This is a genomic window from Modicisalibacter xianhensis (assembly GCF_900113605.1).
Classification (GTDB): Bacteria; Pseudomonadota; Gammaproteobacteria; order Pseudomonadales; family Halomonadaceae; genus Modicisalibacter; species Modicisalibacter xianhensis.
This window is the reverse complement of sequence record NZ_FOPY01000011.1, coordinates 104,721-119,461: the sequence shown is the minus strand read 5'-3', so window position 1 is coordinate 119,461 and position 14,741 is coordinate 104,721. Positions and strand designations below refer to the sequence as shown.

Here is a 14,741-nt window from a genome sequence, read left to right as displayed (position 1 = left end):
CATGAACGATACCGTCATCGTCCTGCTGGCGTTGGTGGCCCTGATTGGCCTGGGTATGCCCATCTTCCTGGCCCTGGGCTTCTCCGGGCTGGTGGGGCTGTACCTGGCCAAGGGGTCGCTGGCGTTCTTCTTCGCGCCCTCGTCGCTGTTCGGGCAGCTCAACAGCTTCGAGCTGATCGCCTTGCCGCTGTTCGTGCTGATGGGCAATTTCCTCGGCGCGACGCCAGTGGGCGCCAGTCTGTTCCAGGCCGCCGTGCGCTGGCTCAACTGGTTGCGCGGCAGCCTGGCGATCTCCTCGGTGGGCGCCTCGGCGATGTTCGGGGCAGTGTCGGGGGTAAGCCTGGCCGGGGTCGCCGCCGTTGGCTCGATTGCCGTGCCGCAGATGCTCGAGCGCGGCTATAGCCGCTCGCTGGCGGCCGGCTCGGTGGTCAGTGCCGGGGCGCTGGCGATGCTGATTCCGCCCAGCGTGCCGTTCATCATTTACGGCGCGGTATCCAGCGTGTCGGTGGCCGACCTGTTCATTGGCGGCATTGTGCCGGGCATCGTGCTCGCCCTGGCGCTGTCGCTGTACATCTACCTGCGGGTAAGGGTTCACCCCGGCGAGGCGCCACGGGCCAGCGAGTCCTTCGGCTGGGGCGAGCGCTTTCGCAGCTTGGCCAACATCTGGCACGCCGCACTGCTGGTGGTCGCCGTGCTCGGCTCGATCTACTCGGGGCTAGCCACGCCGAGCGAGGCCGCGGGTATCGGTGCGCTGGGGGCGTTTCTGATCGCCACCGTCGTGTTCCGCTCGCTGTCGTGGCGCAGGCTGCTCGAGATCCTTGGCGCCACGGTTCGCATCAGTGGTGCCATCCTGCTGATCATCGGCTGCGCCAAGATCTTCGGTGATTATCTCAACCTGGTGCGGGTGCCGCAGATCCTGACCGAGATGCTGACCGCGAGTGCGCTGCCGCCATGGGCCATCCTGCTTGCCGTGATGGTGCTACTGGTGCTGCTTGGCATGATCGTCGACGCAGTGTCGCTGATCGTGGTCACCACGCCGGTACTGCTGCCGTTGATCCAGGCGCTGGGCTACGACCCGCTGTGGTTCGGCATCGTGCTGGTGCTCAACCTCGAGATTGCCGTGGTCACGCCGCCGGTGGGACTCAACCTGTATGCCCTGCGCGGGGTGTGTCCCGAGCTGTCGATCGAGGAAATCATCCGTAGCGCGCTGCCTTTCGTGGCGGTGCAGTTCCTGGTGCTGATGCTGTTCGTGCTGTTCCCCAGTCTCAGCCTCTGGTTGCCGAGCCTGATGTAGGCAGGCAAACCCGCAATATGTGTTAGTCCTCACAATAACAAGCCAAGGAGAATCACCATGCCAGTCACCCGTCGTGAACTGCTCAAGTACGGTACCTTCGCCACTGCCGGCGCGACCCTGTTCGGCAGCCAAAGCCTGTTCTCGCGACCGGCCATGGCCGCCACCACCCTGACCGGCGTGACCTACATCACGCCTTCCTACGAGGCATTGAGCTACGGTTCCAACGGCTTCGTCGATTATCTCAAGCAGAACGGCGGCGAGGCGCTGGGCGTCGATTTCTATCATTCCGGCCAGTTACTCAAGGCCGACGAGCAGCTGCCGGCGCTGCGTGCCGGCAGTATCGATTTCATGTTCCACACCACCTCGTACATCACCCGTTCGCTGCCGATCCTGGGTATCACCGGACTGCCCGGCGTGGTGGGCGAGCTCTACCGAAATCCCGAACGCCTGGCCCAGGGCAGCCCGTTGTTTCAGCTGATCAACGAGGAACTGGCCAAGGACAACCTCTATATGCTGTCGTCGGGCGGCGGCATCCTCGAGCCCGAATACATCTGGAGCACCCAGGCTAGCCCGATCACCTCGCTGGAAGCGCTGCGCGGCAAGAAGGTGCGCATTGTCAGCTTCGAGGCCACCAAGGCGCTGGAGCCCTACAATATCGCCGCGGTACGCATTCCCTCTTCCGAGACCTACCTGGCGCTTCAGCGCGGTACGGTGGATGCGGCGGTGGCCAACATTTCCACCGTCTACGGGCGTAGCCTCCATGAGCAGCTCGGTACCTGCTACGAACTGCCGCTGACGGCGTTTACCGTCGCGCCGTTCATGCTGCGTTCGCGCTGGGACTCGCTCGACGACGGGGCGAAGGAGATCCTGCAGGGGGCCAGCCAGTGGTACAGCGACAACTTCGCCAGCCACTGCAATGACGTGGTCTATCCGGAGAAATACTGGCCGGCCGTGCAGGAGGCCGGAGTCAAGGTCGTCGAGCCCAGCGAGGAGGACCTGGCAGCGTTCAACGAAAGCACGCATGACGTCTGGAACCACTGGAAGGAACAGGTGGGGCAGGACGTCGGCGAGCGCGCCATCGCGCTGGCGCTCGGCCAGGCGTAGGGGTGGCCGTCATGCTCAAGCCAGCCTTGCGTGGATGGGACGGCCTGCTGGCCGTCCTGCGCTGGACGTCGATGGCGGTGCTGGCATTCATGATGCTGACCATCTGCTACGACGCCATCATGCGCTACTTCTTTGCCGCGCCGACCAGCTGGAGCCTGGAAATCAACTCCTTCCTGCTGGTTTACCTGGCCGTGATCGGCGCGGCCGAAGCGCAGCGCCACGACGCGCATATCCGCATCACCTTCTTCATCGACAAGCTGCCAGTGCGGGCCAAGGCCTTGATCGCCCTGCTGACCGGCCTGATCGGCATGCTGTTTTGCACCATCCTGGTCTGGCGCGGCGGGCTGATGACTTTCCAGGCCTGGGAGTATGGCGAACGGGTGTCGAGCGCCTTCGGCACGCCCATGGTCTATCCCTATGGGCTGCTGCCCATTGGATTCGGCGCGCTGGCCCTGCAATTTCTGATCGAAACCTGCCAGGCGGCGTATCGGCTCGTCCATCCCGCCGACGGCAAGGAGGTCTCGCATGCCTGAGACACTCAGTCACAAGCTGATCGCTGCCCACCTCGTCGAGGGCGAAATGGTGCCGGGCCAGGAGATCGCCCTGCGCATGGATCAGGCCCTGCTGCAGGACATCCTGGGCACGCTGGTCATGCTCGAACTCGATGCCATGGGTATCGAACGGGTCAAGACCTCGCCCAGCGTGCAGTACATCGACCACACCCTGATCCAGCAGAACAACATCAACGCCGATGCCCACCTGTTTTTGAAGAGCGCCTGCGAGCGACTCGGTGTCTGGTACAGCGGTCCCGGCAATGGCATCAGCCATCCGGTGCACATGGAGCGCTTCGGCAAGCCGGGCGATAGCATGGTGGGCTGCGACAGCCACACCACCGCCGCCGGGGCACTGGGTATGCTGGCCATCGGCGCCGGCGGCATCGAGGTGGCCATGGCCATGGCCGGCGAGCCACTGTACCTGCCCATGCCCCGCATCATCGGCGTGGAACTGGTGGGGCAGTTGCCCGACTGGGTCAGTGCCAAGGACATTATTCTCGAGCTGCTGCGTCGTCACGGCGTGGCCGGGGCGCGTAACTGCATCCTCGAATATCACGGCCCGGGCCTGGACGGGCTCGATGCCATGGATCGCCACGTGCTGGCCAACATGGGCACCGAGATGGGCGCGACCACCAGCGTTTTTCCCAGCGACGACGTTATTCGCCGCTTCATGGCGGCGCGCGGGCGCGAGGCCGAGTGGTCGCCGCTGGCCGCCGATCTGGGCTGCCGTTATGACATCGACGAGCGTATCGACCTGGCGCAGCTCGAGCCGTTGATCGCGCTGCCGTCGAGCCCCGACAAGGTCGTGCCGGTCAGCGAGGTCGCCGGCGAGCCGGTCTATCAGGCCTACATCGGTTCCTCGGGCAACCCGGGCTATCGCGACTTCGCAGTGGCCGCAGAGATCGTCAAGGGACGCAGCGTCGCCAACGGCGTCTCGCTGGACATCAATCCCTCGACGCGCCAGATTCTCGCCGCGCTCATCGACGAAGGCCACCTGTCGTCGCTCGTCGCGGCCGGGGCACGCCTGCACCAGCCGGGCTGCAACGGCTGCATCGGCATGGGGCAGGCACCGGCGGCGGGGCGCAACAGCCTGCGCACCGTGCCGCGCAACTTTCCGGGGCGCTCCGGCACGCGTGAAGACAGCGTGTTCCTGTGCAGTCCGGAGACCGCCGCCGCCTCGGCGCTGCATGGCGTGATCACCGATCCGCGCACGCTGGACATGGACTATCCGCGGATGCGCGAGCCTGCAGACATGACCGCCAACGAGCAGATGTTCGTGCCGCCCCTGCCGCCGGAGAAGGCGCGTGGCGTGTCGCTGCTTGCCACCGACAACACCCCGCCGTTGCCCGCGCTAGAGGCGCTGCCCGAGGCGATCGATGCTCCGGTGCTGCTCAAGGTCAGCGACAACATCTCCACCGATGACATCATGCCGGCAGGTGCCCGGGTGCTGCCGATCTGGAGCAATATCCACGCCTCGGCCGAGTTCACCTTCGAGACGGTGGATCCCGGTTATGTAGAACGGGCGAAGGAACGTGGCGATGCAGGGCACGTCATCATCGCCGGCGACAACTACGGGCAGGGGTCGAGCCGCGAGAACGCCGCACTCGTGCCGCGTTTTTTGGGGCTGCAGGTGGTCATCGCCAGGAGCATCGCGCGTATCCACTGGCAGAACCTGCCGTGCTTTGGCGTGTTGCCGCTGACCTTCGAGGAGCCGACGGACCTCGACCGGCTGCAGCAGGGCGACCGTGTGCATATCGTCGGCCTGCGTCAGCAGCTCGCGGCGGGCCAGCGGATCATTGCCACGCTCAACGATACCGATACGCTCTACCTGCATCATGAGCTCAGCCCCCGGCAGCAGGCGATCCTTTCCCAGGGCGGGGTCATCAACTGGCTGAACAGGGAGGGGCGCACATGACCATCCTGACCCCGCCGACGCGCGTGGATATCGTCGAGGTCGCGCCGCGCGACGGCTTCCAGTCGATTCGCGAACCCTTGCCCACCGCCGACAAGATCCGTTGCATCGAGGCCTTGATCGAGGCGGGCATCACGCGCCTGGAAATCGGCTCGTTCGTCAGCCCCCGGGCCATCCCGCAGATGGCCGATATCGGCGACATCGTGGCGCACTTCACCAGGCGCCCGGCCATGCGCTTCTCGGCGCTGGTGCCCAACCTGAAGGGCGCGCAACTGGCCCTGGACAGTGGGTTGCGCGAGCTGGTCTATGTGGTCTCGGTGTCCGAATCCCACAATCAGGGCAACGTGCGCCAGAGTGTCGACGCGTCGCTGGACGGTCTGGCCGCCATCGTGGAACTGCTGCACGAGCGCGACCTGCAGGATGCCGTCTGCCTGCGCCTGGACCTGGGCACCAGCTTCGATTGTCCTTATGAAGGCACCATTGATTGGCACCAGGTCGATGCGGTGCTCGGCAAGGCGCGGGATGCACAGCGCAATGTCTCGATGGAAGTCGCGCTGTGCGACACTACCGGGCGGGCCACGCCCTATCAGGTGGCGGAACATTTTACGCGGCTACGCGAGCAGCATGGCGACGAGTCGCTGAAGTGGGCGTTCCACGGTCACGATACCTACGGCATGGGCGTGGCCAACGCCCTGTTCGCCATCCATCATGGCGCGACGGCGATCGATGCCGCCACGGCGGGGCTGGGGGGCTGTCCCTTCGCCCCCGGCGCGACAGGCAACACCGCCACTGAAGATTTGCTCTATGCGTTGCATGGGGGAAAGGTCCATACCGGCGTGTCATTGCCGCGCCTGCTCGAGGCGGCCGATCTGATTGCGGCGCTGCCGGGCGGACAGACGGCGAGCCATCTCAGGCATGTGCCGCGTGATCGCGTCGGCTGAGCCTTTGTTGTCTGCAACGCAAAAGGATGGCCGCGAGGGCCATCCTTGGGTCATTGCCTGGTGGGGCTGGGTGTGTCAGGCCGAGATATTGCCCTTGGCCTCGCTCCCGGCGCTGGCGATCGGCTGCGGTTGAGTGCGGCCGAGCAGGGCGGAGACCACCTGCCAGGTCACTGCCAGGGCGCCGATGATAAATACCACGTCGCCGACGGTACGAACCCAGCGCAGCGTTTCCAGCAGCGGCTGTTGCATGAAGGCTTCGCTACGCGCATACCACAGGCCCTCGCTGGCGCTGGCAATGAACTGGATTACCCCCACCGGTAGCAGGCTGGTGAACAGCATCAGCACCAGACCGGCATTGAGCCACCAGAAGCCGACCTTCATCAGGCGGTCGTTGAATACCAGACCCGGCTTGATGTAACGCAGCACCAGCAAAGTGAAGCCCAGCGCCAGGAAGCCGTAGACACCGAACAGGGCAGCATGCGCGTGGGTCGGCGTGGTGTTGAGCCCCTGGATGTAGTACAGCGCGATCGGCGGGTTGATCATGAAGCCGAGCACCCCGGCGCCGAGCATGTTCCAGAACGCCACCCCGACGAAGAACAGCAGCGGCCACTTGATATTTTCCATCCACGGCGCGCGGTGCTTGAGGCGCCAGTTTTCCCAGGCCTCGTAGCCGAGCACGATCAGCGGCACGACTTCCAAGGCGCTGAAGGTGGCGCCGAGTGCCATGACCGGCGTGGTGGTGCCGGAGAAGTACAGGTGATGGAAGGTGCCGGGAATGCCGCCGAGCATGAACAGCGAGGCCGAGGCCAGGCTGGCGGTGGTGGCGATACGCCGGGATACCAGGCCCATGCTGCAGAAGATGAAGGCCAGCGCGGTGGTCGCGAATACTTCGAAGAAGCCTTCCACCCACAGGTGGACGATCCACCAGCGCCAGTATTCCATCACCGACAGGTGAGTGCGCTCGCCGTAGAAGAAGCCGGCACCGTAGAACAGGCCGATACATGCCACCGAGGCGGTGAGCAGGGCCAGCAGGTGCTTGTCGCCGGGCTGGCGCAGGGCGGGCACGATGCCGCGCAGCATCAGGACCAGCCAGAAGGCGATGCCGGTGAACTTGCCGACCTGCCACAGGCGGCCCAGGTCGACGTATTCGTAGCCCTGATGGCCCAGCCAGAAATTGAGATGGGCCGGCATGATCTGGGCAATCGCCAGGTAGTTGCCAATGAAGGAGCCGGCCACCACCACGATCAGGGCCCAGAACAAGATATCCACACCCAGTTTCTGGTACTTCGGGTCCTTGCCGCCGTTGATGATCGGCGCGAGGAACAGACCCGCGGCGAGGAAGCCGGTGGCGATCCAGAACAGCGCGCTCTGGATATGCCAGGTACGCAGCAGGGTGTAGGGGAACCACTTCGACAGTTCGATGCCGTAGAACGTCTGGCCTTCCACGGTGTAGTGCGCAGTCGCTCCACCCAGGAACACCTGGAAGGTGAACAGGCCAACCACCAGCAGCAGGTACTTGCCTAGCGCCCTCTGGGATGCGGTGAGGGGGATCGCGGTCAATGGGTCCTGGATCGGTGCGGCGGGCTCGGTTTCGTCTTCCCTGCGCAAGAAAGCCCAGGCCCAGATCAGCAGGCCGACGCCGCCGATCAGCAGCACCACGCTGGTCAGCGACCACAGGATGTTCTCCGCGGTCGGGACGTTGTCGATCAGCGGCTCGTGCGGCCAGTTATTGGTATACGTGGCTTCCTTCCCGGGGCGCTCGGTGGCGGCCGCCCAGGCGGTCCAGAAGAAGAAATCGGCCATCTGTGCGCGGCGCTCGGCACTCGGCAGGGTGTTCTCCTTCATGGCATAGCTTTCGCGGGTGCCCTGAAGCGCCAGGTCGTCACTGAACAGGCGGCTGTAGTAGTTGGCGGTCTGGGCCATGGCCTGGGCGCGGCGCTCGGACACCACCACCGTGTCGCTGGCGGCCTCCAGGGTATTGGTGCGGTATTCCTGCTTGAGCTCGAACTCGAGCCGGTTCTGCTCGGCCGGGCTCAACGAGGCATAGGGCGCGCCATAGACGTCTTCGGCGGCCAGTTCCAGCCAGGCTACCAGCTCGCGGTGCAGCCAGTCGGCGGTCCAGTCCGGTGCCTGGTAGGCGCCGTGGCCCCAGATCGAGCCGAGCTGCATGCCGCCGACAGACTGCCAGGCGGTCTGTCCATCGAGAATGCCCTCCTCGGTCATCAACAGTTCGCCGTCGGTCGTGACCACCCGGTCGGGAATCGGCGGTGCCTCGCGATAGACCTCCTTGCCGAAGAAGCCCAGCAGCGCGAAGGTGATGCCCAGAACCAGCAGCAGCAGGCCCCAGAGCTTGCGGTAACTTGTCATTGTGGATTCTCCTGTGCCATGGCCTGCTCGAACAGCACGTTGTTTTCCAGGTGGATGTGCTGCATCAGATCCTCACGGAATTCACGCAATCCGGCATACAGGGCGCGCCAGGTGGTACAGGCGCCCTTGGGCGTTTGAATGTCGTGGGTCAACGCCATCAGCCGGGCCAGGGATTCGCCGTGCTCGTCGTGCTCGAAGCACATTACGGCGATGGGGCCGTGGGCGGAATGGGCAAGGCCACGCTTGAGCAGGGGAAACAGGATCATTTCCTCCTTCTGCATATGGCTCTCCAGTTCCTGATGCATGCCCTCGAGATGCTCGGCCAGCCCGCTGGGGCAGTCCCTGCGCTCGTCATGCACATGCTCGACGCGCCGTGCCAGGCGGATGAGTTCGGGTAGCTGCTGGCGATGCACGGCGTGGTAGCGGGCCAGGATGTGGTCGATCAGTTCATCGATGCTGGCGGTTTGCCAGTCGCGCTCGCCGGCCAGTTGGCCGACAGGTTGGTCGAGAAGGGTCATGGCGTACTCCTGTGGTGAGCCGTTCACCCTCTTCTTTTGCAGATAGCGTGCCAACTTTTAAGTGATTGATTCTCCGCGAGTAATCTTGATCGTGGTCAATTCTACCCGGCGCCAGCAGGGTAATAATCACCGGGTCATGGTGACTTTTACCTAGCGTTTGCCTGCCTTGCCCGTCAGGAGCCCTGTCATGCTGGAAGACGTCGTGCTTGCCGATCTCACTGCCGAGTTGCCCAGTGCCGTGCGCCTGCAGCGCCTGGTAAGAACCTTGCGCGAATATTTTCACTGTGGCGCGGTGGGCCTGCTGCGCCTCGATGGCGATGCGCTGTGTCCCGTGGCGGTCGACGGGCTGACACGCGAGGCGCTGGGGCGGCGCTTCGTGGTGGCCCAGCATCCCCGGCTTGCGGCGATCCTGGCCCGCCGCGAGACGGTGGCCTTTCCCCCCGACTCGACGCTGCCCGACCCCTACGATGGACTGGTCGACAATCAGGTCGGCGAACCCTTGCCGGTGCACGATTGCATGGGTATCAGCTTGCATGTCGAGGGCAGCCTGTGGGGCGCGCTGACCCTGGATGCGCTAACACCGGGCACGTTCGACGCGCGTGCCCAGGACGACCTGCAGCGCTTCACCTTGCTGGTCGAAGCGGCGGTGCGCCTGACACGGCTGGAGCAGGACCTGCGCCGCTTGCGCCTGTCACGCAGCGATGCCGTCGAGGGAGATGGCGAATCGCGGGAGGGTGAGATCATCGGCCAGAGCCCGGTCATTCGCCAGTTGCTGGATGAACTCGCGGTGGTGGCGGATTCCGATCTGCCCGTGCTGCTGACCGGCGAGACCGGTGTCGGCAAGGAACTGTTCGCCCGTCACCTGCATCAGTGCTCGCGACGCCGGCGGCGCCCGCTGATTCAGGTCAACTGCGCGGCATTGCCGGAGTCGCTGGCCGAGAGCGAGCTGTTCGGCCACGTGAAAGGGGCTTTCTCGGGGGCGGGAAATGCACGGGCCGGGCGCTTCGAGGCCGCCGATGGCGGCACGCTGTTCCTGGACGAAGTCGGCGAGCTGCCGTTGGCTATTCAGGCCAAGTTGCTGCGTACCCTGCAGAATGGCGAGATCCAACGCCTGGGCGAGGATACGCCACGGCACGTCGAGGTACGCGTGGTCGCAGCCACCAACCGCAACCTGCATGATAGCGTGCGTGCCGGACACTTCCGGGCCGATCTCTACCATCGGCTCTCGGTCTATCCGGTGCCGATTCCGCCACTGCGCGAGCGGGGCAGCGACACACTGGTACTGGCCGGGCACTTTCTCGAACTCAACCGGACTCGCCTTGGGTTACGCAGCCTGCGGCTGTCGCCGGAGGCCGAAGACGCCCTGTGCAGCTACGACTGGCCAGGCAACGTGCGCGAACTCGAACACGTCATCAGCCGGGCGGCGATCAAGGCGCTCAGCCAGGGCGCGTGCCGCGAGGACATCGTCACTCTGGAGCCCGGCCTGCTCGACCTGCCGCTGGCCATGCCCAGTGCCCCCGAAGTGGCGGTCGTGCCGTCCCGCAGCCAGCCCCGGGAGTCATTGCACGACAGCGTGACACGCACCCAGCGCCAAGCTATTCGGCATGCCCTCGACAGTGCCGAGGGCAACTGGTCGGCAGCGGCGCGCCTGCTCGATGTCGATGCCAGCAACCTGCACAAGCTGGCACGCCGGCTGGGGATCAAGTAGTACCCGGCAGCAGGCGCGGCGCTACCGGCGTATGGTTATCTGTTCGAAATGTGGCGCAAGTCGCGATACCAGCAAGTCCACGGCATGGCCGGACGGTATGCCGGTCAGTGGCGACGTGTAGCGCGGGTCGAGGCATTGCGTATCACGGGCGATCTGCAGCACGTAGCGCTTCACCCCGCAATCGGCCAGCGACATGGCCAGCTTCTCCACATCGCGCAGCGAGAAGTCTCGCCAGTGCACGGTGGTGCGGCATTCCAGCTCGATGCCGGCATCCAGCAGCAGCGCCAGGCTTTGCACGCTGCGTCGCCACATGCCCCGCCGCCCGCAGATCCTATCGAAATTCGGACCCCAGCCCTTGATGTCGAGCCCTACCCAGTCCAGCCAGGGCAGGGCCTGGGCCAGGCGTTCGGGATACACGCCTGCCGTGTGTAGGCCGGTGGCGAAACCGCGCTGCTTGATGTCACGCAATGCCGCAGGCAGTTCCCGGTGCAGGGTCGGCTCGCCACCGCTGATCACCACGCCTTCCAGAAGACCCTGACGGCGCTCGAGAAAGTTGCAGACGTCTTGCCATTCATGGGGCTCGCCCCGCCGAGGCGGGAGCAGGTGAGGATTGTGGCAGTAGCCACAGCGCAGCGGACACCCTTGGGTGAATACCACGCAGGCCAACCGCTCGGGAAAATCCAGGGTGGTCATCGGCGTCAGGCCGGCGATGGGCAGGCAAGCGAAAGGAGTATCGGGAGGCATGGATGATAATTCCCATATGTGCTATGTATTTTGTGATTGACGTACTAGATATTGTGGATAGGCTAGGTGGGGTTAAGTGCGCCTACCTTGATATATGTCAGCCTCAGGGCATCTTCACGGTGGCAAGATGAGCGGCTTTGATCGCAGGGAGAACCGCCATGCCATGGCCATTTTCGACACCGCTGCCGGTAGTGAAGAAGCTCGATGCCAAGGTGCCCTTGACGCTCAAGCGCCGCTTGGTCGAGCCGCCACTCAATCGGGCCTATGCCAAGCCATTGAGGGCGGGTGAGTTCGATGAACTCGAAGGGCGCCGGGTTGGGCTGGCCATCGACGACCTGGGCATCGCGCTGGTGCTGTCGGTCGAGCGCTCGCGCCTGGTACTGGTCGATGCGACGCCCGAGGTCGTCATCCGTGGCGGCTGGCGCGAGTTCCTGTGCCTGGCCACGCGGCGCGAAGATCCCGATGGGCTGTTCTTCCAGCGCCGCCTGGCCATCGAGGGCGACACCGAACTGGGGTTGACGGTCAAGAATCTGCTCGACGGGCTCGAGGAAGGCATCGCCCAGGGGCGCCTGGGCGACTGGCTTTCACGGCTCGAACGCTTGGCCAATCGCTGAACCATGAACCATCTTTCTTTTACGGGGGACCATCCATGAATTCGCCCACCGAGGCTGTCAAGACGTCCAGCGAGGTGCCGATGCAGACGCCCTCACAAGCCATCTGGGACGCCAAGTACCGACTCAAGGACCGTCACGGCACGCCGGTGGACAAGGACGTGGCCGATACCTGGGAGCGGGTGGCGCGTGCCCTGGCCGAGGTCGAGGGCGACCAGCGCGATGCCTGGCTGCCCAAGTTCCGCTGGGCGCTGGAGAACGGTGCCGTCCCCGCCGGGCGAATCATGTCCAATGCCGGCGCCGAGGACTACAAGCCGGCGGTGAGCCTGATCAACTGCACGGTGTCGCGCACCATCCGTGACTCGATGCACGATATCCTCGGTGCAGTGGTGGACGCCGGCATGACGCTCAAGGCGGGCTGCGGCATCGGCTATGAATTTTCCACCCTGCGCCACAAGGGCGCATTCGTGTTCGGCGCCGGCGCCGGCACCAACGGGCCGCTGGCGTTCATGGATATCTACGACAAGATGTGCTTCACGGTGGCCTCGGCGGGGGGGCGTCGCGGCGCGCAGATGGGCACCTTCGATGTCGGCCACCCCGACGTGCGCGAGTTCATCGAGGCCAAGCGCGAGGCCGGGCGGCTGCGCCAGTTCAACCTCAGCCTGCTGATCACCGACGAGTTCATGGAAGCGGTCAAGCACGACGCCGAGTGGCCGCTGGCTTTCCCGCTGCACCCTGGCGAGGCGGATGATGTCGGCCCTGACGAGATCATCTATCGCGACTGGCCGGTGATCGAGGAAGGCTATACCGTCGACGCCGAGGGCCGTGTGGCCTGCCGCATCGTCGAGCGCATCCGCGCCCGAGCGCTGTGGGACACCATCATGCGCTCCACCTACGACTTCGCCGAGCCGGGGTTCATCCTGATCGATCAGGTCAACCGCATGAACAACAACTGGTTCTGCGAGGAAATCCGCGCCACCAACCCATGTGGTGAGCAACCACTGCCGCCAGAAGGAGCATGTCTTCTGGGGTCGGTCAACCTGACACGCTTCGTGATCGATCCGTTCGGCAAAAATCCTCGCTTCGACTGGGAGCGTTACCGTCAGGTGGTGACGATCTTCACGCGCATGCTCGACAACGTGGTCGAGATCAGCGGCCTGCCGTTGCCCGGCCAGCGTCGCGAGATCGAGGCCAAGCGCCGTCACGGCATGGGCTTCCTGGGCCTGGGCTCGACCATGACCATGCTCAAGATGCCTTACGGCTCGCCGGAGTCGCTGGCCTTCACCGAGGAGGTCAGTCGGGTGCTGGCCGTGGAGGGCTGGAAGCAGGCGCTTGAACTGTCGCGCGAGAAGGGCATGGCGCCGATCCTCGCCGAGGAGTTCGAGATCACCCCCAAGATGCTGCGCGAGCGGCCGGAACTGGGCCGGGATGGCTACGAGATCGGCGACAAGGTGCCGGGGCGCATCCTGCATGCGCGCTACAGCCGCTACATGCAGAAGCTCGCCGAGGTCGAGCCTGAACTGGTCGCCGCCCTGGCCGAGCATGGCGCACGTTTCACCCACCACTCGTCGATCGCGCCGACCGGCACCATCTCGCTGTCGCTGGGCAACAACGCTTCCAATGGCATCGAGCCGTCTTTCTCGCACCGTTACTTCCGCAACGTCATCCAGGCGGGGCGCAAGACCAAGGAGCAGGTCGAGGTGGTGTCCTTCGAACTGGCGGCCTACCGTCATTTCATCGCGGCGGACGCGGTGGAAAGCGACCTGCCGGATTACTTCATTACCGCCGATGCGGTGACGCCGCAGCAGCACGTGGCGGTGCAGGCCGCGGCGCAGGTGTGGGTCGATTCGGCGATTTCCAAGACGGTCAACGTGCCCACCGAGTTTCCCTTCGAGCAGTTCAAGGACCTTTACCTGGACGCCTATGCCAGCAAGCTCAAGGGCTGCACCACCTTCCGCTTCAATCCGGAAGCCTTCCAGGGTGTGCTGGTGCGCGAAGAGGATCTCAAGAACACTACCTACGTGTTCGAACTGGAGAATGGCGAGACGCTGGAGCTCAAGGGCGACGAGACGGTGATCTACGACGGTGAAGAGCACAACGCCGCTAACCTGTATGACGCCTTGAAAGAAGGCACCTACGGGAAATGGTAACTGCGCGCCGGTCCAAGCATTTTCTGTTTTGTATTCAAGGAGCCAACTGATGGCCGTCGAAATCAATTCCAAGATCGTCGCCTACAGCGTCAAGAAGACAATTCCCGAACCGCCGCCGATGCCCGACGAGGACCCACTCACGGTGCGCATTCCCTCGCGCCCCGAGGGCACGCTGGAAGCGGTCTCCGAGAAGATCTCCTACGTGGGGGCCGAGGGGCGGCGCAAGGTCTACCTGCTGGTATCGTTCATGCCGGTGGAGGGCGTGATCAACGGCAAGCGGGTGGTCATCGAGCGCCCGGTGGAGTTCTTCTTCCCCTCTGGGCAGCTCTCCAGTGAACATCAGTGGATCACCGCCACCATGCGCAGCCTGTCGCTGGCCGCACGTGGCGGCTACGTGACCCAGGCGGTCGCCGACCTGCGCAAGGTGGCTTGGGACAAGGGCCTGGTACGCTGTGGCATGAACCGCTGGGGCAAGCCCATGTTCCACGACTCCGAGGTGGCGGCGATCGCCTGGTCGATCCAGCAGATCCTCTACCGGCGCGGCTTTCTCGACATCGACGGCCACCAGGTGCCGGTCGACGAGCTGGTGCGCCGCTACGCCCACCGCATGACCCACGGTCACCCCTGGCAGCCGCCGGCGCATGAAGAGCCTGCCGCCAAGGGGTCTGTCCCCCCGGCCGCGACGGAAGCGTCCGCCAACGTCGGTCACTGCCCCGAGTGTCGCAGCGAACTGGTGATGATGGATGGCTGCCCGACCTGTACCGGCTGCGGCTGGTCCAAGTGCGGCTAACCCGACGGGGGCATTGCTGACAGGAAAGCGCCGCAACTATGCTGAACG

General features: G+C 64.7%; 12 protein-coding genes. 9 read left to right on the top strand and 3 right to left on the bottom strand.

Translation table 11 applies throughout. From position 1 onward, the window contains the following. Position 1: 1 nt before the first annotated feature. The 5 genes from BM194_RS14015 to BM194_RS13995 are packed head-to-tail and all read left to right on the top strand — an operon-like array spanning position 2 to position 5,805. Positions 2-1,294 (top strand): TRAP transporter large permease, encoded by a 1,293-nt coding sequence (locus BM194_RS14015; protein WP_092847854.1) that lies wholly within the window; start codon positions 2-4, stop codon positions 1,292-1,294. A gap of 57 nt (positions 1,295-1,351) precedes the next feature. Beyond that, a complete protein-coding gene (locus tag BM194_RS14010) occupies positions 1,352-2,398 on the top strand; it encodes a TRAP transporter substrate-binding protein (RefSeq protein WP_092847851.1) in 1,047 nt (348 codons plus the stop codon). 11 nt (positions 2,399-2,409) lie between these two features. Further along, positions 2,410-2,931, top strand: a complete 522-nt coding sequence (locus tag BM194_RS14005; protein WP_092847991.1) for a TRAP transporter small permease subunit — start codon at positions 2,410-2,412, stop codon at positions 2,929-2,931. Continuing rightward, positions 2,924-4,867 carry an aconitate hydratase gene (locus BM194_RS14000; RefSeq protein ID WP_092847849.1) on the top strand — a complete coding sequence of 648 codons (1,944 nt, stop codon included), beginning with the start codon at positions 2,924-2,926 and terminating at the stop codon, positions 4,865-4,867. The genes BM194_RS14005 and BM194_RS14000 overlap by 8 nt, the downstream gene beginning before the upstream one ends. Then, positions 4,864-5,805: a hydroxymethylglutaryl-CoA lyase gene (locus BM194_RS13995; protein ID WP_092847846.1), complete on the top strand. Its 942-nt coding sequence runs from the start codon at positions 4,864-4,866 to the stop codon at positions 5,803-5,805. The genes BM194_RS14000 and BM194_RS13995 overlap by 4 nt, the downstream gene beginning before the upstream one ends. A 75-nt stretch (positions 5,806-5,880) precedes the next feature. Here BM194_RS13995 and BM194_RS13990 read toward each other — a convergent pair whose 3' ends face one another. Both BM194_RS13990 and ytfE read right to left on the bottom strand, forming a co-directional pair. Continuing rightward, positions 5,881-8,172: a nitric-oxide reductase large subunit gene (locus tag BM194_RS13990; protein ID WP_092847844.1), complete on the bottom strand. Its 2,292-nt coding sequence runs from the start codon at positions 8,170-8,172 to the stop codon at positions 5,881-5,883. After that, the gene (gene ytfE / locus BM194_RS13985) at positions 8,169-8,717 is read right to left on the bottom strand and encodes an iron-sulfur cluster repair protein YtfE (RefSeq protein ID WP_340148084.1); all 549 of its coding nucleotides are present in this window, start codon (positions 8,715-8,717) and stop codon (positions 8,169-8,171) included. The genes BM194_RS13990 and ytfE overlap by 4 nt, the downstream gene beginning before the upstream one ends. Before the next feature lie 160 nt (positions 8,718-8,877). Between ytfE and norR the strand changes: the two genes are divergently transcribed. Then, the gene (norR, locus tag BM194_RS13980; protein ID WP_092847840.1) at positions 8,878-10,398 is read left to right on the top strand and encodes a nitric oxide reductase transcriptional regulator NorR; all 1,521 of its coding nucleotides are present in this window, start codon (positions 8,878-8,880) and stop codon (positions 10,396-10,398) included. A gap of 21 nt (positions 10,399-10,419) precedes the next feature. Here the strand turns inward: norR and BM194_RS13975 are convergent, their stop codons facing one another. Next, positions 10,420-11,142: an anaerobic ribonucleoside-triphosphate reductase activating protein gene (locus BM194_RS13975; RefSeq protein ID WP_092847837.1), complete on the bottom strand. Its 723-nt coding sequence runs from the start codon at positions 11,140-11,142 to the stop codon at positions 10,420-10,422. Positions 11,143-11,300: 158 nt separating this feature from the next. On the opposite strand from BM194_RS13975, the gene ubiT reads away from it, so the two are divergent. The 3 genes from ubiT to BM194_RS13960 are packed head-to-tail and all read left to right on the top strand — an operon-like array spanning position 11,301 to position 14,693. After that, entirely contained in the window at positions 11,301-11,756 is a 456-nt protein-coding gene (gene ubiT / locus BM194_RS13970) for a ubiquinone anaerobic biosynthesis accessory factor UbiT (protein WP_092847835.1), read from the top strand. A 35-nt stretch (positions 11,757-11,791) separates the two neighbouring features. Next, positions 11,792-13,903: an adenosylcobalamin-dependent ribonucleoside-diphosphate reductase gene (locus BM194_RS13965; RefSeq protein ID WP_092847833.1), complete on the top strand. Its 2,112-nt coding sequence runs from the start codon at positions 11,792-11,794 to the stop codon at positions 13,901-13,903. Positions 13,904-13,952: 49 nt separating this feature from the next. Then, positions 13,953-14,693: a ribonucleoside-diphosphate reductase gene (locus tag BM194_RS13960; protein ID WP_092847830.1), complete on the top strand. Its 741-nt coding sequence runs from the start codon at positions 13,953-13,955 to the stop codon at positions 14,691-14,693. The last annotated feature ends 48 nt before the right edge of the window (positions 14,694-14,741 follow it).